Origin of the sequence: Novosphingobium percolationis (assembly GCF_020179425.1) — a bacterium.
GTDB lineage: Bacteria > Pseudomonadota > Alphaproteobacteria > Sphingomonadales > Sphingomonadaceae > Novosphingobium > Novosphingobium percolationis.
Genome location: NZ_JAILYM010000001.1, coordinates 413967 through 432728, shown reverse-complemented (window position 1 = coordinate 432728; position 18762 = coordinate 413967). Strand labels below are relative to the sequence as shown.

Here is an 18762-nt window from a genome sequence, read left to right as displayed (position 1 = left end):
GTGCTACCCGCCTGCTGGGGCGATGCCCTTAGTTCTTATGGAGAACTGACTCCGGCGCGATCTCCAGCTCGGCGAGGCGCTTGCGCAAGGTGTTGCGGTTGATCCCCAGCAGTTGCGCCGCGCGCAGCTGGTTGCCGCCGGTGGTGGCGAGCGCGTGGAGGAACAGCGGCCGCTCGAACGCGGCGAGCGCGGCGTCGTAGAGCGTGCCGGGCGCGGGATTGGCCTCGCCCAGCCAGCGTTCGAGCGTGGCGGCAAAATCGGCGGGGCCCTCGTCCGTTTCGGCAGCGCGGGGGGCTGCGCCCTCGCCCGCCAGCAGCGGCTCGATGGTGGCGGCATCGATCACTTCGTCGCGCGCCAGCAGCGCGAGGCGATAGACGAAGTTGCGCAGTTCCCGGACATTGCCGCGCCAGGGCTGGCGGGCGAGCAGCGCCGCACCCGCCGGGGAGAGCTGGCGGCGTGGCAGGCCTTCGGCGGCGGCGCGGGCGAGGAAGTGACGCGACAGCGCCTCGATGTCGTCGGCCCGCTCGCGCAAGGGCGGCAGCGCGATCGGCACTACGGCGATGCGGTAGTACAGGTCTTCGCGGAACTGGCCTGCCGCGATCATCGGCACGAGGTCGCGATTGGTCGCCGCGACGATCCGGCAATCTAGCGTGATCTCTTCCGTGCCGCCGACGCGACGGATGCGCCCCGATTGCAGCGCGCGCAGCAGCCGGGTCTGCGCCTGCATCGGCATGTCGCCGATCTCGTCGAGGAACAGCGTGCCGCCGCTGGCCTGCTCGAACTTGCCGATGTGGCGGGCGTGCGCGCCGGTGAAGGCGCCCTTTTCATGGCCGAACAGCTCGCTTTCGATCAGCTCGGCGGGAATGGCGGCGGTGTTCACGGCGATGAAGGGCCCGGCGGCGCGGTTGCCCAACTGGTGGATCGCTTCGGCCACCAGTTCCTTGCCGGTGCCGGATTCACCCAGGATCAGCACGGTCAGGTCATTGCGCAGCACGCGCGTGATCATGCGGTAGACCGCCTGCATGGCCGGGCTGCGTCCCACCAGCGGCAGCCCTTGCGCCACCTCCTCCGGCCCCTCGGGCGCATCGCCGCTTCCGCTTGAACCGATGGCCTGGCGGACGGTGCGCACCAGTTCTTCAAGGTCGAAGGGCTTGGGGAAATATTCGAACGCGCCGGTGTCGCTGGCACGTACCGCCGTATCGAGCGTGTTCTGCGCGCTGAGGATGATCACCTGCATCTGCGGAAAGGCTTCGCGCACGCGGCCGAGGGTCTCGATGCCATCACCATCGGTCAGCATCACGTCGGTCAGCATCAGGCCATAGGTCTTACCCGCCAATAGCCGGTCGCGCTCGGCGATCGAATCGCAGCGGTCGACGCCGAAACCGTCCGCCTCGAGCGCGGCGGTAATGACCATGGCGATGGAGGCGTCGTCCTCCACCAGCAGGATGGACCGCTTCACCGGGTGTCTTCCTTGTTCGTTTCCAGTGGGACCGTCCCGGCCACGGGCAGGTGCAGGCGGAAATGGGTCCAGCCCTTGGCCTCGTCGCGATCGTGTGAGATGCGCCCATGCATCTCTCGCACCAGCTTTTGCACCAGCGCCAGACCGAGGCCCTGTCCGCTTTTTTTGGCGGTTACGAAGGGCTCGAAGATGTGATCGCGCAGTGCGGGGTCGATGCCGGGACCATTGTCGCTGACGCGCAGTTCGATCGGCAGGCGCAGCGGCTTGCCGCCCGGTCCGGCGTGGAGCTGGATGCCGCTGGCAAAGCGCGTGCGCACCGCAATGCGCGCGCCCTTGCGCCCTTCGCAGGCCTCGCGCGCGTTGGTCATCAGGTTGAGCACGACCTGCACCAGGGCATCGGGATTGGCCATGATCGGCGGCAGCGAGGGGTCGAACTCCTCTTCGAACACCACTTCGCCCGGCTTCGATGCGGCGACGATGGCCTGCGCGTGGCGGACCGCTTCGTGCAGGTTGCACGGCGCAACCGGCTCCTGGCTGCGGCGCGAGAGCGATTGCATCTGGTCGATCAGCTTGGCGATGCGGTCGACCTCGGTGGTGATCAGGCCGGTCAGCGCCTTGTCCGCGCCTTCCAGCTTGCGGTCGAGCAATTGCGCCGCGCCGCGAATGCCTGCGAGCGGGTTCTTGATCTCGTGCGCCAGAACTTCCGGCGCGCGCAGGGCCACGCCCTCGCCCCCGCCCGAGCCACCGCCGTCGCCGGTCAGCGCCTCGACCCGGATCGCTTCGTGCAGGATCAACATCTGCCACCCCGGCGAATGCGTCACGGGCGAGGTCATCACGTCGAGCCGCCGCGCCGCCCGTCCGAGCACGCGCACGTGTGCATCGCGCGCGAAGAGCTGCGCCTCGCCCTCGCCCAGTCGGCCGAGGATCAGCGGCTCGTCGAATTCGAATATCTCGGCCACGGGGCGGCCGACAAGGCGGCGTGCGCCCTGCCCGACGAGTTGCTCTGCCGCAGGGTTGACCGAGGCAACGTGCAGGTCCGGTCCCAGCAGGAACAGCGCGACCGGCAAGCTGGCGACGAGGCGTTTGGGATCGGGGCGCTGCGCATCGGCGCGCCGTCCCTCCCCCGCTGCGCTCACGCCGTCGCCAGGCTCATGCGGCGGCACGCCTGTCGCTTCCATGGTCTGCATCCAGCAGGCGTCCGTAGAACCCGGCGAGGCTTTCCAGCACGGCCTTGGCATCATCGATGAAGTTGACGCGATTGCGGAATTCGGCGGAGCCGGGCAGGCCCTTGGTATACCAGCCCAGATGCTTGCGCGCCATGGCGACGCCGGTGACGGGCCCATAGTGTTCGAGCATGGCGTGGTAGTGTTCGATCAGCACGGCGTACTGTTCCGCCAGGGCCGGATCGGGCCGCTGTTCGCCCGTTTCGAGCCAGTGCATCATCTGGCCCAGCAGCCACGGCCTGCCATAAGCGCCGCGCCCGATCATCACGCCGTCCGCGCCGCTCTGGTCGATCGCCGTGGCCACGTCTTCTATGGTGCAGATGTCGCCGTTGACGATCACCGGAATGTCGACCGCTTCCTTCACGCTGCGCACGAAGGCCCAGTCGGCTTGGCCCTTGTACATCTGGTTGCGGGTGCGCCCGTGGACGGTGATCATCTTCGCGCCGATATCCTGCGCGATGCGCGCCAGTTCGGGGGCGTTCAGGCTGTCATGGCACCAGCCCATGCGCATCTTGACCGTCACCGGCACCGAAACCGCCTTCACCGTCGCCTCGATCAGCCGGGTGGCGAGCGGAATGTCGCGCATCAGCGCCGAGCCTGCATCGCCGTTGACGACCTTGCGCACCGGGCAGCCCATGTTGATGTCGATGATCGCCGCGCCGCGGTCTTCCTGCAACTTCGCCGCCTCGCCCATCTGTTCGGGTTCGCAGCCGACGAGTTGCATCGACACCGGCTCTTCGGTCGGATGCCACATCGCCTTCTGGATCGACTGGCGCGTCTCGCGGATCGCGGCGGGGCTGGCGATCATCTCGGTGACGTTGAGGCCCGAGCCATAGCGGCGCACCATCGTGCGGAACGGCAGGTCGGACACGCCGGTCATCGGCGCGAGCACGACCGGGCAACCCACGGTGACGGGGCCAACGGAAAGCGGCGCCAGCTTGGGCGGGGTGGGGAGCGAAGTCATCGTTTTGGGAGGTTCTGCCTAAAAAACAGGCAGTCCTTACGCGATCTGGCCCGTCCGGGCAAGGTTTTGTCGGCTTGCCTGCCCCGCCCAAGGTGGTAGAGGCCCGCCCGCATGACCGCGCCCTTCCCCTTCAACGCCAGCACCGGAGTCGCAGCGATGCACGTCGCCGCCGTGATCGTCGCGGCAGGAAAGGGGCTACGCGCGGGAGGCGACGTGCCCAAGCAGTTCGTGCCGTTCCGTGGCAAGCCGCTGCTGCGCCACAGCGCCGAGGCGCTGGCGGCGGCTGGTGTGACACCGATCGTGGTCGCCATCCCGGATGGCTGGGACGATACGGCAGCGCAGGTGCTGGAGGGCATCGCCGACGTGCGCTTCGTCCATGGCGATGCAACGCGGCAAGGCTCGGTCCGCCGCGCGCTCGAAGCGCTGGCCGGGCATGCGCCTGACGCGGTGCTGATCCACGACGCCGCGCGGCCCGACCTGCCGCAGCGGGTGATCGCCGCGCTGGTTGCCGCGCTGGCGGATCGGCCGGGCGCCATTCCCGTGCTTCCGGTGGTCGACAGCGTGGTGCGCGGGGCCGAGGGCCTGCGTCGCAGCGCCGTCAGCCGCGATGGCCTCTACCGCGTGCAGACCCCGCAGGCCTTCCGCTTTGCCGATATCCTTGCCGCGCACCGGGGCTGGCAGGGAGCGCCGGATGCAGGCGACGATGCCGAAGTGGCGGAAGCTGCTGGCCTGCCCGTCGCGCTGGTCGTGGGCGACGAACGCTTGCGCAAGGTCACTTTCGCCGCCGATCTTGAGGAGAACGCCGTGGCCAACCCCTTCCCCCGCACCGGCATGGGCTTCGACGTGCACCGCCTCGTCGAAGGCGAGGACTTGTGGCTGTGCGGCGTGAAGGTGCCGCACGCGAAGGGCCTTTCCGGGCACAGCGACGCCGACGTCGCAATCCACGCCCTGGTCGATGCATTGCTGGGCGCGATCGGCGCGGGCGACATCGGCGATCACTTCCCGCCGTCCGACCCGCAGTGGAAGGGGGCCTCTTCCGATCGCTTTCTTGCCCATGCCGTCGCGCTGGTGCGTGCGAAGGGCTACGATGTCGGCAATGTCGATGTCACGATCATCTGTGAAGCCCCCAAGATCGGTCCGCACAAGGCGGCGATGCGCGCGCGTCTTGCACAGATCATGGCCGTGGCGAGCGAGCAGGTGAGCGTGAAGGCGACCACCACCGAAAAGCTCGGAACCACGGGACGCGGCGAAGGTATAGCGGCGCAGGCCGTGGCCACGGTGGTCCCGGTTCAGAACGGAGACAGGCCATGAGCACAACCCGCAAGATCGTCGGTGCCCTTGCCGCCTTGTCCGGCCTTGCCTCGGCGCAGGCCGCCGTCGCGCAGGATTGCCTGACCCGGCCCGAACTGACCGGCATGGTGACTTATGCACTGCCCGTGGTGATGGACGGCGCGATGAAGGCGTGCCGCCCCAGCCTGTCGCCGCAGGGCTATTTCGCCACGCAAGGTCCGGCGCTGATCCAGCGCTATGCCGAGCGCAAGCAGCAGGCCTGGCCGCTGGCCAAGGCGGCGCTGCTCAAGATCGGCGATACCAAGGACGCAGGCATGAAGGCGATGGTGGCAGGCCTGCCCGACAGCGCGCTCCAGCCTTTTGCCGAAGGCATGGTGGCGCAGATGGTGACCGAGGGCATCAAGCCCGACCAGTGCGTGGCGATCGAACGGGCGACGCGCCTGCTCTCGCCCCTGCCGCCAGAGAACACCGCCGAGCTGCTGACCTTCATCGTCGGCCTTGCGGACAAGCCCCGACCCGGCAAGAAGGCGGCGCTGCCGCTGTGCCCGGCCGAATCAGCAAAGTCGAATTGAGCCCAGCCATGGACAGCCTTCTTCCCGCCGACATCGTCGATCTGGCCCGCCGCGTGATCGAGGAGAACGCCGCGCGCGGCCGGACCCTCGCGGTTGCCGAAAGCTGCACGGGCGGCCTCGTCGCCGCTGCGCTGACCGAGATCGCGGGAAGTTCCGCCGTGCTCGATCGGGGCTTCGTTACCTATTCGAACGAATCCAAGCACGAATTGCTCGGCGTTTCGATGGACGTGATCGACACCTTCGGTGCGGTTTCGATCGCGGTCGCCTGGTCGATGGCGCAGGGCGCGCTCAAGCATTCGGGCGCGGACGTGGCCGTCGCCATTACCGGCGTGGCGGGCCCTGGTGGCGGATCGGACAACAAGCCGGTCGGCACCGTCGTTTTCGCCCGTGCCGAACGCGGCGAAGATCCCGAAGCGGTGAATGCGGAGCTGAAGTTCTTCGAGAACGCGCGCACGCGGTCCGAAGTGCGGCGCGAAGCCGCGATCTGCGCGCTGGAACTGCTGCTGCCTGCGGCAGAATAGGCTTCAGGACGCGGTCTGCGGCAGGCCGTAGAGTTTTTCGGCGCGCGTTTCGAACGCGGTCACCATTTTGCGGAAGGCGCGGTCGAGATATTGGCCGGCCAGCTTTTCGAAGATCGCGTTGCGGAAGGTGAAATCGACGCAGAAGTCGATCACGCAGCCGCCCTGCCCGTCGGGCGCGAACTCCCACGAATTGGACAGGTTCTTCATCGGCCCGTCGAGGTATTCGACCTCGATCCGGCGCGGGCGGTCCTTCTTCACGCGCGACGTGAACTTTTCGCGCAGCGCGTTGAAGCCGACGAGCATGTCGGCCACCATCTCGCCCTCGCTGTCCGACTTGATCCGCGTCGCGACGACCCAGGGCAGGAACTCGGCATAGCGCTTCACGTCGGCGACGAGGTCGAACATCTGTTCGGGCGACCACGGCATCCGGCGCTGTTCGGAAATATGCGGCACGTCGGCGTCAGCCCTTCAGCGCGGCCTTGGCGAGCTGCGCCTCACGCGTGGCGCGCATCTGCTGGAAATCGTCGCCCGCGTGATAGCTCGATCGCGTCAGCGGGCTCGATGCTACCTGCAGGAAGCCCTTGGCCCGCGCGATCGCGCCATAGGCGTCGAAGGCCTTCGGCGTGACGAACTCGATCACCTTGGCGTGCTTGGGCGTGGGTTGCAGGTACTGGCCCATGGTCAGGAAGTCGATCTGCGCGCTGCGCATGTCGTCCATTACCTGGTGGACTTCGAGCCGTTCTTCGCCCAGCCCCAGCATCACGCCGCTCTTGGTGAAGATCAGCGGATTATGGCGCTTTACTTCCTCCAGCAGCCGCAGCGAGGCGTAGTAGCGCGCACCGGGGCGGATCGTCGGGTACAGGCGGGGCACCGTTTCGAGGTTGTGGTTGTAGACGTCCGGCCCCGCCTCGACAATCGCGGCGACGGAGGCGGCCATCTTGCCGCGGAAATCGGGTGTCAGGATCTCGATGGTTGTGTTCGGGGTCTGCTCGCGCAGGGCCTTGATCACCTTCACGAACTGGCCTGCGCCACCGTCGGGCAGGTCGTCGCGGTCGACCGAGGTGATCACAATGTGCTCAAGCCCCATCTTCGCTGCCGCTTCGGCCACGTGGCCTGGCTCGGATGCGTCGACGGCGCGCGGCATGCCGGTCTTGACGTTGCAGAATGCGCAGGCGCGGGTGCAGACATCGCCCAGGATCATCACCGTGGCGTGCTTCTTGGTCCAGCATTCCCCGATGTTGGGGCAAGCCGCTTCCTCGCATACGGTGTTGAGCTTGAGATCGCGCATCAGCTGGCGCGTCTCGCCATAGCCCTTGCTGCCGGGCGCTTTCACGCGGATCCAGTCGGGCTTGCGCTGGCGGGCGGGGCTCTGTTCGGTCTCGATCTTGGCGACGTCGGTCATGGCGCCCAGATAGGAGCATCGACGCGGACTTGAAAGACTCAATCTAACCCTGCAAAGGCCTTGGTTCATGGCAACCGACAGATCCCCCGAGCTGGACCAGCTCATCGCCGGCTACCGCCGTTTCCGTGAACATGGCTGGACCCCCCGTCTCGAACGCTGGAAGGAACTGCGCGAAGGGCAGGAACCGCAGGTGATGATCATCGCCTGTTCCGACAGCCGCGTGGACCCAGCGCAGATATTCGACACCGATCCCGGAGAGATGTTCGTGGTGCGCAACGTCGCCGCGATGGTCCCGCCGTTCGAGACCAATCCCGGCCACCACGGCGTTTCGGCCGCGCTGGAATTCGCGGTGCAGGTGCTCAAGGTCAAGGAAATCGTGGTCATGGGCCACGGCATGTGCGGTGGCTGCAAGGCCGCACTGACGCAGGACCTCAAGGGCGCCGAGCCGGGCGAAGGCGGCTTCATCGCCGACTGGATCGGCCTGCTCGACGAAGCGCGCGAGCCGGTCGCGCACGAGCACGGCACCACCGGCCGCGCGGCCGAGCGCGCGATGGAGCAGGCCGCCGTCAAGGTCAGCCTCAAGAACCTGCGCACCTTCCCCTGCGTGCGTTCCAAGGAGCGCAACGGCGAACTGCGCCTGCGCGGGGCGTTCTTCGCGATCTCCGACGGGCTGCTACACGTGCTGGACGAGGAAACCGGCGCGTTCAGCCCGGTTTCCTGATCAACCATCCCCCCGAATCGAAAAGGGCGGCCCTGCAAGGAGCCGCCCTTTCTGTTTGTGCCGAAGCCCGAAAGGCTTACTTGCCGGCGGCCTTCTGGTCGACCCAGACGGTCCACAGGCGGGCCATCGGTGCGCGCAGGCCGGTGACCTGCGCGAAGCTCGCCTTGGCGTCGGCCCACTTGGCCTGGTCAGCCTGGGCAATGCCGAGGCGGGTCAGCGCGCGGTCCTTGTCGATGCCGCCCTTGGACAGCGCCATCTTGTAGAACTCCTCGGCCTTGGCCGCGTCGCCGTACTGCAGGAAGGCGTCGCCGGCGGCATTGGCGGTCACGCCGTTGGCGGCGGCGGCGGCATCCTTGGCCAGACCCGGCAGCGAGGCCTTGTCCGCCGCGATGCGGCCCTTGGCCTGCGTCATCGCGTCAGTGACGAAGGTGTCGGTCGGCTTGAGCGCGCCGAAGGTCAGGCCGTCCTGCGCCACGCGCAGCACTTCGCCGGGGTTGCGGCGGGCGTCGGCGGCCTGGATGTAGTCGACGTATTCACGCTCGGTGTAGCGCGGGTCGGACTTGAGCGCGCCCGAACGGTCCATCAGGCGACCGAGGTCGAGGTTTTCCTGCGCGGTGAAGGCGCTGGCGTTGCGCACCAGTTGGATCGCGCCCAGCCAGTTCATCGGCGTGGGATAGGCTTCGGCGAGCAATGCGCCCCATTCGGCCGATTCCGCATTCAGCTTGGCTGTATAGGCAACGCGGTTGGCGCGGCTGTACCAGCTTTCCGGAGCGGCGCCGCCAGCGGCCTTGCGCGCGGCGATCGCCTGCTTCAGCGCATCGAGGCCACCCTTGGGATTGCCGGTCTGGGCATAGCTTTCGGCGAGCATTTCGGCAGCGACGTCATCGCTGTAGTTGGCTGCGACGACCGGCTGCAGCGCCTTGACCGCGCCGGCGTAGTCCTTGGCTTCATAGGCCTTGGCGCCGATGAAGAACTGCACGAGGCTGACCTTGTCCGCGGGAAGCTGGCCGGAATCGAGCATCGCCTGAAGGCCGGTACGGACGAGCGCGTTGTCGCCGGTCCAGTTGCCGACCGACTGCTGCCATTGGCCGAAGATGATCTGGTCTGCGGGCGTCTTGACGTTGGGGGCGATCGCGGCGAGCTGCGGCACCAGCGCCTGGCCGGCGGCCTTCTGCTCGTCGCCCTTCAGCGCCTGCGCGGCATTGAACGCAGGCTGGAAAGCCTGCGCCGCCTTCACGAACTCGGGCGAGTTGCTGACCTTGCCGCCCTTGGCTTCCTTTTCCTTGGCAACGGCAGCGGTCGAAACGAAGCCGCCCGCCGCAACGCCGGTTGCCAGCGCCACGCCCAGCGCTGCGCGCGCCACGGCCGACTTGCCGAATTTCCCGAAAGAACCCCGCATCTTCATGATCTCCTGTTCGACCCGGACCTGTGTCTGTCCCGCAGGCGTCATCGCCCTTGCGGTTCCTCTCCATGGTCGCCTTGCGCTACTGGCGCGGAATTGCGCCCTTTGCAACGGGTTGAAGCGTTAGAAGGCGTGCGCTGAACGCGCTTTGAACGGCAGTTTGTCCCGCCGTTCAGGCAACTGGCCGCATGTGTGGAAAAGTCCTCGGGAAAAGCACCGAACGGTCGCGCATTGCTGGCCTTCGCGCGCGTGATGGCCTAGTGCCGGAACCTTCCCATAAATCAAAAGCGATAACGCGGATCATCACGTGAGCGACGACACCCAGACCATCGACCCCGCAGCCCTTGGCGGCGAAGGCGAATTCCAGCGGATCGACATCGTCGACGAGATGAAGACCAGCTATCTCGATTACGCGATGAGCGTGATCGTGTCCCGCGCGCTGCCTGACGTGCGCGACGGGTTGAAGCCGGTCCACCGCCGCATCCTCTTCGCCAGTCAGGAAGGCGGCTTCGTCGCCGGGCGCCCCTATCGCAAGAGCGCCAAGATCGTTGGCGACGTGATGGGCAACTACCACCCGCACGGCGACAGTGCGATCTACGATGCCCTTGCGCGCATGACGCAGGACTGGTCGATGCGCGTGCCGCTGATCGACGGCCAGGGCAACTTCGGCTCGATGGACCCCGATCCGCCGGCCTCGATGCGCTATACCGAGGCGCGCCTTGCCCGCGTGGCCAACTTCCTGCTCGACGATCTCGACAAGGACACGGTCGATTTCGCCGACAACTACGACGGGTCGCGGCAGGAGCCGACCGTCCTGCCCGCGCGCTTCCCCAACCTGCTGGTCAACGGCGCTGGTGGCATCGCGGTGGGCATGGCTACCAACATTCCGCCGCACAACCTCGGCGAAGTGATCGACGGCTGCCTTGCCTACATGGACAACCCGCTGATCTCGATCGACGAGCTGATCGAGATCATTCCCGGGCCAGACTTCCCCACCGCGCCGATGATCCTCGGCACGGCTGGCGCGCGCAAGGCGTACCACGAAGGGCGCGGATCGATCATCATGCGCGCCCAGCACAAGATCGAGGAAGGCAAGGGCGACCGCCGCTCGATCGTGCTGACCAGCATCCCCTACCAGGTCGGCAAGAACAGCCTGGTAGAGAAGATCGCCGAAGCGGCCAAGGACAAGCGGATCGAGGGCATCTCGGACATCCGCGATGAATCCAACCGCGAAGGCGTGCGCGTGGTCATCGATCTCAAGCGTGACGCCACGCCCGAAGTCGTGCTCAACCAGCTGTGGCGCAACACGCCCGCGCAGTCGAACTTCCCGGCCAACATGCTCGCCATCCGTGGTGGCCGTCCGGAAACGTTGAGCCTCAAGGACATCATCGAGGCTTTCGTCCGCTTCCGCGAAGAGGTCATCACCCGCCGCACCAAGTTCGAGCTGAACAAGGCGCGCGATCGCGCCCATATCCTGCTCGGCCTCGTCGTCGCGGTGACCAACCTCGACGAAGTGGTGAAGATCATCCGCGGCTCGGCCAACCCGGCGCTGGCCCGCGAAACCCTGCTCGCGCGCGAATGGCCCGTGGGCGAGATCGCGCCTTACCTGCGCCTTGTCGAAGCCATCGAGAACGACGCCGACGACGGTTCGGGCAAGCCCTACCGGCTGTCTGAAATCCAGGTCCGCGCGATCCTCGACCTGCGCCTGCACCGTCTGACGGCGCTCGGTCGCGACGAAATCGGCGACGAACTGGGCGTTCTGGCCAAGGCGATCGAGGAATACCTGTCTATCCTCGCCGATCGCATCAAGCTCTATGCCGTGATGCGCGAGGAACTGGTCGCGGTGCGCTCGGCCTTCGCCACCCCGCGCCTGTCGCAGATAGCACCCGCCGCCGATGGCATCGATGATGAAGACCTGATCGAGCGCGAGGACATGGTCGTCACCGTCACTCTCGACGGCTACATCAAGCGCACCCCGCTCTCGACTTTCCGCGCGCAGGCGCGCGGCGGCAAGGGCCGCAGCGGCATGGCGACCAAGGACGAGGATGCCGTGGGCACCATGTTCGTGGCCTCCACCCACACGCCGGTGCTGTTCTTCTCGACCGCGGGCAAGGTCTATCGGCTCAAGGTGTGGCGCCTGCCCGAAGGCGGGCCGACCACCCGTGGCCGCCCGGTGGTCAACCTCCTGCCCGCGCTCGACAAGGACGAAACGATCGCGGCGGTGCTACCGCTGCCCGAGGACGAAGGCGAATGGGGCAAGCTCCACGTCATGTTCGCGACAGCCAAGGGCAACGTGCGGCGCAACGCGATGGATCTGTTCGCCAATATTCCGTCGAACGGCAAGTTCGCCATGCGCTTCGATGAAGGCAGCGAGGACCGCCTGATCGGCGTCGCTCTGCTGTCCGAAGGGGACGACGTGCTGCTGGCGAGCCGTGCTGGCAAGGCCATCCGCTTCCCGGCGGACGACGTGCGCGAATTCCAGAGCCGCACCTCGACCGGCGTGCGCGGCATGACGCTGAAGGCCGACGACGAGGTGATCTCGCTGTCGATCCTCCACCGTGTCGGCGTGAAGGATTCGGACGAGCGCGAGGACTACCTGCGCTTCGCTCCGTGGAAGGCGGAAAAGGAAGGCGAACCGCAGATGAGCGCGGAACGCTATGCCGAACTGGCCGCAAAGGAACAGTTCATCCTCACCGTCTGTGCCAACGGCTATGGCAAGCTGTCTTCGGCCTACGAATATCGCCGCACCGGGCGCGGCGGCCAGGGCATCACCAACATCGACAACATCGCGCGCAACGGGCCGGTCGTGGCCAGCTTCGCGGCGGTGCAGGCCGACCAGCTCATGCTCGTCACCGACCAGGCCAAGCTGATCCGCCTGCCGCTCACCACGCTGCGCGTGATCGGGCGCGGTTCGGCGGGCGTGCGCCTGTTCAACGTCGCTGGCGAGGAACATGTGGTCAGCGCCGTGCGTCTTGCCGATGACGGCGGCGACGACGAGGCCGTTGCGGACGTGCCCACCGAGAATGCGGGCATCCAGGAAAGCAGCGAGCAGGGTGAATGAGCGAGACACCGCAGGTCGCCTACAAGGTCCTGACCGCCGCCCAGATGGCGGATCTTGAGGCGCAGGCGGTGTTCAAGGGCGCGCCGGTCGACCGGGCGGATGGCTACATCCACCTCTCGACCGCCGCGCAACTTGCTGAAACGGTCGACAAGCATTTCGCCGGGCAGGACGACCTGCACATCGTCACCGTCGACCTCGCCGTGCTGGGCGATGCGGTGAAGTGGGAAGTGTCGCGCGGCGGCGCGCTGTTCCCGCACATCTACGCCGACCTGCCGTTGAGCGCGGTGCTGGCCTATGGCCCGCTCCACCGCGACGAAACGGGCGCGATCGTGCTGCCGGTGGCGGGCTGAGCTACTCCGCCCGGAACTCGCCGCGCGCCTTCAGCGCGCCGATCACGCCGGTGCAGATCAGCAGCTGCCCGAAGTAGTACAGCGGCCAGATCAGCAGGTGCGGCAGCGGGCTTTGCGCCAGTGGTCCCATGCGCGCGAAGATCAGCAGGTCAGAGGCCGCGAACATCATCGCACCCAGCCCGACACGATAGCGCGGGAAGTCGCTGAGCCATGCCGCGGCGGCCATGCCGCCCAAGCCCAGCGCGTAGAACGCAACCGGGAACTGGCCGGAAAGCTCAAACGAAATCAACGGCACGCCGATCAGCGTCGCCACGCCCAGCGCCTTCTGGCTGGGGCTCGGCGTGGCGCGGCGATGCCGCACATAGAGCGAGATCGCTTCCAGATGACCCAAGAGGAACGCGATCGCGCCCAGCGTGAAATTGATCTCCAGCACCATGTCGCCCAGCGCGCCGAAGGCCATGACCAGCGCGATCCGGTGCGCGTCCTTCGTCGGATGGTGCGACCACGCGTAGGCCGCCAGCAGCGCCACGCCGCCGCCCTTCCACGCGATTTCGTAGAGGCCGGGAACGTGCGAGTGATCGGCCAGCCAGTAGCTGATGCCGAAGACGAGGCTCAGCGCCAGCCACGGCCTGCGATCCGCGAGTGCTCCTGCCGCCATGGCTCCCCTTCCCTTCCAGCCCGTTCCTCTTGGGGTTGTCGACGCTGCGATGCAATGCCAATGCGAAGGCATGGCACATCAGGTACACATCATCGGCGGCGGCATGGCTGGCAGCGAGGCCGCGTGGCAGCTTGCAAGGCGCGGAATTCGCGTGAAATTGTCCGAAATGCGCGGCGGTGGCGATAGCACCCCGGCGCATCAGGGCACAGGCCTTGCCGAACTGGTGTGTTCCAATTCGTTCCGCTCTGACGATCACGAGAAGAACGCGGTCGGCCTGCTCCACCAGGAAATGCGCCGCTGCGACAGCCTGCTGATGGCCGCTGCCGAAAAGGCGCGGGTGCCGGCAGGGTCGGCGCTGGCGGTGGATCGCGAGGTCTTTTCGGCGGCGGTCGAGGAAGCGCTGGCGGCGCAGCCCACGCTGGAGATCGTGCGCGAACGCGTTGATATCCTTCCCGAATCCGGGCTGACCATCGTGGCCACGGGGCCGCTGACGGCCCCTGCCCTCGCCGGTTCCATCGGGGCGGCGACGGGCGCGGATTCGCTCGCCTTCTTCGATGCGATTGCGCCGATCGTCTATCGCGAGTCCATCGACATGGACGTGGCGTGGATGGCCTCGCGCTGGGACAAGGGGGCCGAGGCTTCGCTGGCGCTGGGCGGCGATGGGCGCGATTACATCAATTGCCCGATGACCAAGGAGCAATACCTTGCTTTCTGGGAAGAATTGCAGGCAGGCGAGAAGACCGAGTTCCGCGAATGGGAGGCGAACACGCCCTATTTCGATGGCTGCATGCCGATCGAGGTGATGGCCGCGCGGGGGCTGGAAACCTTGCGGTTCGGGCCGATGAAGCCGGTCGGGCTCGACAATCCGCACTGGGCGACGCCGGAGCATCCCAACGGGCGCTGGCCCTATGCCGTGGTGCAGCTGCGGCAGGACAACAAGCTGGGCACGCTGTGGAACATGGTCGGCTTCCAGACCAAGCTGAAATATGCCGAGCAGGTGCGCATTTTCCGGACAATTCCGGGGCTTGAGAACGCCGAGTTCGCGCGGCTGGGCGGTCTGCACCGCAACACTTTCCTCAATTCGCCGACGCTGCTCGACCGCCAGCTGCGGCTGAAATCGGCGCCGCACATCCGCTTTGCGGGCCAGATCACGGGCTGCGAAGGCTATGTCGAAAGCGCCTCGGTGGGGATGCTGGCGGGCCTGATGGCCGCTGCGGAGATTGCCGGGCGCGATTGGGTGGCGCCGCCGCGGACGAGTGCGCTCGGCGCGCTGTTGTCGCATATCACGGGCGATGCCGAGGCTGAGAGCTATCAGCCGATGAACGTGAATTTCGGGCTTTTTCCGCCCCTTACGGACGTGAAGAAGAAGCAGCGCAAGGAAGCCTATACCGAACGGGGCAAGGCGGACCTGGCCGAATGGCTGCCGAAACTGCCGTGATCTGAACGACACCTAAAGGGGGCAGAACGACACCCGACGCCCCCACAGGCCCACCGACGGGGTGCCTAGCGGCACTTGCAGGCGGGCTTTTTTGGCTTGGCCTTGGTGGTGGCGTATTCGGCCCTGTCCAACACGCCGTCGCCGTTGGCATCGGCCCCCTTGAACTTGTTTGAGGTGGCCGTGGCCCACTCCTCGAAGGTCAGGAGGTTGTTGCCGTCGGCATCGAGCTTGCGGAAATCCTTCACGCGGGGACTGAGCATCTCGTTGCGGGTGATGCGGCTGTCGCGGTCCTTGTCGAGCCGGTCGAAGCGGCGCTGTTCGCGGCTCTGTTCGCTCGCCTGTGGCAAGGCCGGACCGATCGCATCGCCCGCATCGGCTTCGGGCAGTTCGTCCTCTGCCTCCGCACTCGCATCGGTGGCGAGCGCGAGGCGCGGTGCTGGCGCATTGCGTTCGTCGGCGGCGCGGCCTTCCCACCAGAACACGCCCGAGGTAACGAGCAGCAGCGTCGCCATCGCGCCGATCAGCACCCGGTTCACCGCTCTGCGCTCCTTACCCCGTCTCTCGGGGAAACTACTGAGCGAAAGCGCGGCAACCAACGCCAACTGCCTCCATTTTAGCGGCCCAGCATCCCCAGCCGCAGCAGCGTGAGGAAGCGGCGGAGCGGCGGGCCTTCCTCTCCGCGCAAGGCCATGCCGCGCAGCACGACGAGCGGGCGCATGGCGCGGGGCAGACGGATGGTCCCCGCCCCACTCCTGTCCAGCCATTCGGCAGCGGCGCGGCGGACATCAGCCAGCACCGCACCGTCGCGCGCGCCGCCGATGCGGGCCAGCGCTTCGAGCGCGGCAATGCGCGCGCTGCGCAACGCGGCGCCGCCGTCCGAGCCGACGTTGCGGGCTTCCCAGCCATCGACCATGGCGGAAAGTGCAGACCGTTCGGCGTCCCATGCCGTGAGCATGGCGAGCAGTGGCTCGCCGGCAGGCCAGCGCGCGGCGGGCTCGGCCATGCGATCGCGCCACCAGGCAAGGCGCAACTGGATCATGATCGGATCGCGGCCTTCGCGCGCGGCATCGGCAAGGCGGCGGTCGAAGGCGAGAAAGCCGCGCCAGGCGGGCCGAACCGTGCCGGGCGCATAGGCCACGGCGAGCCGTTCGATCGGGTCGAGCCCGTCGTCGGGACCAAGTTCGTCCCCGGCATCAACGCTTTGCATGATCGGGTCGCAATCCTTGTGAATTCGGTGTGACGGTAACCGCGAATTAACGGCATCGGTTGCACATCCCCTAACCAACGGACCGTATTTGGCACCAGGGAAGCAGGGATCGCTTCTCGCAAGCGCCGCATCGGTCCGCAACAGGAACGGAAACATGCTCGGCAGGATCGGCTCCATGGTTCGCAATTGGCGCACGCGCAAGCGCGGTCTCATGCAGGCGCTTGCCGCGTGCAAATCGGGCAATGCCACGGTCCTGATCGCCATGTCGGCGCCGGTGCTGGTCTCTGCCGCGGGATATGCCATCGATACAGCGCAATGGTTCCTGTGGCGGCGAGAGTTGCAGTATGCGGCGGATCAGGCCGCGATCGGCGGCGCATGGTCACTGGCCAAGGGCATCAGCAAGACGGCCTATACCACACACGCCCAGCAGGAATTCGCCGCGAACCTGGCGGTGACGACGGACTTTGCCGCGACCCCCACGGTGTCGCTGGTCAACTACAATAATGGCACGTCGAACGCGATCCAGGTCAATGCCTCGGCCACGCGCCAGTTGCCGTTCTTCGGCTTCGTGACCGGGCAGACCACGACGGTCTCGGTTTCGGCACAAGCGAGCTTCGCCAAGGGTGCGACCTATACCAGTTGCATGATTGCGACGAACCAGTCTGCCGATGGCGCGATCACCATCGGTGGTAGCGCGGTGCTGAAATCGGGCTGTGGCCTTGCCGCCCTGTCCAATTCGACCAATTCGATCCGCGTGTCGGGCAATCCCGAGATCGACGTCAACTACCTGATGTCGGCGGGCGGCATCGACGACTGGTTCGACACGCACACCGACGACGTGGTCAAGGAATACATGACCACGCTGTCGGACCCCTTCGTCAACCTGACGCCGCCCAACAACACCGCAACCGGCACGACCTATGCCTGCGTGAAGTCGGGCAACACGACCGTCGCAACGCTCAACCCCGGCACCTACACCAACATCACCACAGCCTGTAACACGGTGCTCAATCCGGGGGTCTATGTGATCAACGGCGGTGGCGTGACGATCCGCGCGCAAGATGCGGTCACGGCCAACGGCGTAATGTTCGTGCTGAAGAACGGCGCCTATTTCAAGCTGAACGGCGGCTCGTCGATCAACCTGACGGCGATGACGCAGGCGCAGCTGGTCAGTGCGGGCGTTTCCTCGACCGAAGCGGCCAAGCTGGAAGGAATGCTGATCTTCGAGGATCGCAACAGCGCGGGCAATATCTCGACGCTGAACGGCAATTCGGATTCGATCATCAACGGCACCGTCTATTTCCCCAAGTCGACGCTGGCCTTTGGCGGCACCGCGCGCGTCACCAGTCGCTGCCTGCAGATCACCGCCAACATGATCTCGATCCAGGGCAACGTGAACATGACCAGTTTCTGCCCCGTCGGCCTGACGACGACGACGTCTGTGGGCACCGATGCGCCCAGCGTGATCCTGGTATCATGATCGGACGGCTGCGCGGTCTGCTGGGGCATCTGACCGGATCGGGCGACGGTTCGGTGGTGATCGAGTTCGCGTTCGTCGCCCCGCTGCTGGCGCTGCTGGGTCTGGGCACGGTGGACGTGACCCGCCTGGTGGCGCGGCGCACCCAGTTGCAGGGTGCGATGAGCGAAGCCGTGCAGATCGTGCTGGCCGCCGTGCCCGACAACGACGCCAAGCTGACAACGATGAAGGGTGTTCTTTCAACGACGACCGGCGTTCCGGTGGCGAACATTGCGATCACCACGGTCTATCGTTGCGGGGTGGACACGGCCTATGTGTCGCTGCCCGGTTATTGCCCGGTGACGGGCGAGATCGCCAAGTACCTGCGCTTGCAGGTGACCGATACCTTCACGCCCATGTGGACCGATTTCGGCATCGGCGCGCCGATCACGACGACGATGCAGCGCACGGTGCAGATCTCGTGAGGGGGGCAGCTCTCGTGGTCGAGCGCATGGCCTCGATCCTGCGCCGGTTGCGGCAACGGCAGGAAGGTTCGGCCACGGTCGAGTTTGCACTGATCGGGCCGATGTTCATCCTGTTGATGCTGGGCATCTTCCAGTTCTCCATCGTGATGCAGGCCTATGCGGCGCTGGGCTGCGCGGCGGCGGACGTGCAGCGGCAGGTGGTGACGCAGGGGCAGACTGGCAACAAGCTGACCACGGCGCAGATGCGCGATACGGCCATCGCGGTGGCATCGTCGGCGCCCTATTTCATCAGGGCAGACCAGTTGACGCTGGTTCGGGTCGATCCGGTATCGACATCGCGCGTGGCGGGGGCATCGGAATATACCCTGACGATGACGTACCAGGCCCCGGTGGTGGTGTGGATCACCTCTCTGACATTCTCCACCACCTATACCCGATCGATCTTCCTCAAGGTCTGAGCCTTAACCATGGCGCGCGCGCGGGATGGCGGGAATGTCCGGCCGGGGCGTTCGGTTTCGATGCAATTCGGTCGGCGACATTAACCTGATCTTTC

At 66.5% G+C, this 18762-nt stretch carries 19 protein-coding genes; 10 read left to right on the top strand and 9 right to left on the bottom strand.

Features of this window, described 5'->3' with window-relative positions; translation table 11 throughout:
* Nucleotides 1–28: 28 nt before the first annotated feature.
* Genes K3A84_RS01925 through dusB form a run of 3 tightly spaced genes read right to left on the bottom strand, consistent with a single transcriptional unit; the run spans nucleotide 29 to nucleotide 3646 of the window.
* The gene (locus tag K3A84_RS01925) at nucleotides 29–1459 is read right to left on the bottom strand and encodes a sigma-54-dependent transcriptional regulator (RefSeq protein ID WP_225007376.1); all 1431 of its coding nucleotides are present in this window, start codon (nucleotides 1457–1459) and stop codon (nucleotides 29–31) included.
* Nucleotides 1456–2646, bottom strand: coding sequence for a two-component system sensor histidine kinase NtrB (locus K3A84_RS01920; protein ID WP_225007375.1), 1191 nt, complete (start codon nucleotides 2644–2646; stop codon nucleotides 1456–1458). The genes K3A84_RS01925 and K3A84_RS01920 overlap by 4 nt, the downstream gene beginning before the upstream one ends.
* Nucleotides 2609–3646: a tRNA dihydrouridine synthase DusB gene (gene dusB / locus K3A84_RS01915; protein ID WP_225007374.1), complete on the bottom strand. Its 1038-nt coding sequence runs from the start codon at nucleotides 3644–3646 to the stop codon at nucleotides 2609–2611. The genes K3A84_RS01920 and dusB overlap by 38 nt, the downstream gene beginning before the upstream one ends.
* Nucleotides 3647–3757: 111 nt before the next feature.
* On the opposite strand from dusB, the gene K3A84_RS01910 reads away from it, so the two are divergent.
* Genes K3A84_RS01910 through K3A84_RS01900 form a run of 3 tightly spaced genes read left to right on the top strand, consistent with a single transcriptional unit; the run spans nucleotide 3758 to nucleotide 6029 of the window.
* On the top strand, nucleotides 3758–4957 hold the full coding sequence (locus tag K3A84_RS01910) for a bifunctional 2-C-methyl-D-erythritol 4-phosphate cytidylyltransferase/2-C-methyl-D-erythritol 2,4-cyclodiphosphate synthase (protein WP_225007373.1): 1200 nt from the start codon (nucleotides 3758–3760) through the stop codon (nucleotides 4955–4957).
* Nucleotides 4954–5508: a hypothetical protein gene (locus K3A84_RS01905; protein WP_225007372.1), complete on the top strand. Its 555-nt coding sequence runs from the start codon at nucleotides 4954–4956 to the stop codon at nucleotides 5506–5508. Before K3A84_RS01910 ends, K3A84_RS01905 begins: the two co-directional genes overlap by 4 nt.
* 8 nt (nucleotides 5509–5516) lie before the next feature.
* Nucleotides 5517–6029 (top strand): CinA family protein, encoded by a 513-nt coding sequence (locus tag K3A84_RS01900; RefSeq protein WP_225007371.1) that lies wholly within the window; start codon nucleotides 5517–5519, stop codon nucleotides 6027–6029.
* A 3-nt stretch (nucleotides 6030–6032) separates the two neighbouring features.
* On the opposite strand, the gene K3A84_RS01895 is transcribed toward K3A84_RS01900, so the two are convergent.
* The gene (locus K3A84_RS01895; protein WP_225007370.1) at nucleotides 6033–6482 is read right to left on the bottom strand and encodes a type II toxin-antitoxin system RatA family toxin; all 450 of its coding nucleotides are present in this window, start codon (nucleotides 6480–6482) and stop codon (nucleotides 6033–6035) included.
* A 7-nt stretch (nucleotides 6483–6489) separates the two neighbouring features.
* Nucleotides 6490–7431 (bottom strand): lipoyl synthase, encoded by a 942-nt coding sequence (lipA, locus tag K3A84_RS01890; protein ID WP_225007369.1) that lies wholly within the window; start codon nucleotides 7429–7431, stop codon nucleotides 6490–6492.
* Between the two features lie 67 nt (nucleotides 7432–7498).
* On the opposite strand from lipA, the gene K3A84_RS01885 reads away from it, so the two are divergent.
* On the top strand, nucleotides 7499–8152 hold the full coding sequence (locus tag K3A84_RS01885; RefSeq protein ID WP_225007368.1) for a carbonic anhydrase: 654 nt from the start codon (nucleotides 7499–7501) through the stop codon (nucleotides 8150–8152).
* A gap of 76 nt (nucleotides 8153–8228) precedes the next feature.
* Here K3A84_RS01885 and K3A84_RS01880 read toward each other — a convergent pair whose 3' ends face one another.
* Nucleotides 8229–9551 carry a hypothetical protein gene (locus K3A84_RS01880; RefSeq protein ID WP_225007367.1) on the bottom strand — a complete coding sequence of 441 codons (1323 nt, stop codon included), beginning with the start codon at nucleotides 9549–9551 and terminating at the stop codon, nucleotides 8229–8231.
* A 310-nt stretch (nucleotides 9552–9861) separates the two neighbouring features.
* Here K3A84_RS01880 and gyrA point away from each other — a divergent pair, with 310 nt between their 5' ends.
* Nucleotides 9862–12615 carry a DNA gyrase subunit A gene (gene gyrA, locus K3A84_RS01875; protein ID WP_225007366.1) on the top strand — a complete coding sequence of 918 codons (2754 nt, stop codon included), beginning with the start codon at nucleotides 9862–9864 and terminating at the stop codon, nucleotides 12613–12615.
* Nucleotides 12612–12965 carry a DUF952 domain-containing protein gene (locus K3A84_RS01870; RefSeq protein ID WP_225007365.1) on the top strand — a complete coding sequence of 118 codons (354 nt, stop codon included), beginning with the start codon at nucleotides 12612–12614 and terminating at the stop codon, nucleotides 12963–12965. Before gyrA ends, K3A84_RS01870 begins: the two co-directional genes overlap by 4 nt.
* A 1-nt stretch (nucleotide 12966) precedes the next feature.
* On the opposite strand, the gene K3A84_RS01865 is transcribed toward K3A84_RS01870, so the two are convergent.
* A complete protein-coding gene (locus K3A84_RS01865) occupies nucleotides 12967–13623 on the bottom strand; it encodes a lysoplasmalogenase (RefSeq protein WP_225007364.1) in 657 nt (218 codons plus the stop codon).
* A 70-nt stretch (nucleotides 13624–13693) separates the two neighbouring features.
* Between K3A84_RS01865 and trmFO the strand changes: the two genes are divergently transcribed.
* Entirely contained in the window at nucleotides 13694–15061 is a 1368-nt protein-coding gene (gene trmFO, locus K3A84_RS01860) for a methylenetetrahydrofolate--tRNA-(uracil(54)-C(5))-methyltransferase (FADH(2)-oxidizing) TrmFO (RefSeq protein ID WP_225007363.1), read from the top strand.
* A gap of 65 nt (nucleotides 15062–15126) precedes the next feature.
* Here trmFO and K3A84_RS01855 read toward each other — a convergent pair whose 3' ends face one another.
* Both K3A84_RS01855 and K3A84_RS01850 read right to left on the bottom strand, forming a co-directional pair.
* Nucleotides 15127–15597, bottom strand: coding sequence for an EF-hand domain-containing protein (locus tag K3A84_RS01855; protein ID WP_225007362.1), 471 nt, complete (start codon nucleotides 15595–15597; stop codon nucleotides 15127–15129).
* Between the two features lie 77 nt (nucleotides 15598–15674).
* On the bottom strand, nucleotides 15675–16268 hold the full coding sequence (locus K3A84_RS01850) for an isoprenoid biosynthesis enzyme family protein (protein ID WP_225007361.1): 594 nt from the start codon (nucleotides 16266–16268) through the stop codon (nucleotides 15675–15677).
* Between the two features lie 175 nt (nucleotides 16269–16443).
* Between K3A84_RS01850 and K3A84_RS01845 the strand changes: the two genes are divergently transcribed.
* Genes K3A84_RS01845 through K3A84_RS01835 form a run of 3 tightly spaced genes read left to right on the top strand, consistent with a single transcriptional unit; the run spans nucleotide 16444 to nucleotide 18667 of the window.
* On the top strand, nucleotides 16444–17748 hold the full coding sequence (locus tag K3A84_RS01845; RefSeq protein ID WP_225007360.1) for a pilus assembly protein TadG-related protein: 1305 nt from the start codon (nucleotides 16444–16446) through the stop codon (nucleotides 17746–17748).
* Nucleotides 17745–18209, top strand: coding sequence for a TadE/TadG family type IV pilus assembly protein (locus K3A84_RS01840; protein ID WP_225007359.1), 465 nt, complete (start codon nucleotides 17745–17747; stop codon nucleotides 18207–18209). Before K3A84_RS01845 ends, K3A84_RS01840 begins: the two co-directional genes overlap by 4 nt.
* A complete protein-coding gene (locus K3A84_RS01835) occupies nucleotides 18206–18667 on the top strand; it encodes a TadE/TadG family type IV pilus assembly protein (RefSeq protein ID WP_225007358.1) in 462 nt (153 codons plus the stop codon). The genes K3A84_RS01840 and K3A84_RS01835 overlap by 4 nt, the downstream gene beginning before the upstream one ends.
* The last annotated feature ends 95 nt before the right edge of the window (nucleotides 18668–18762 follow it).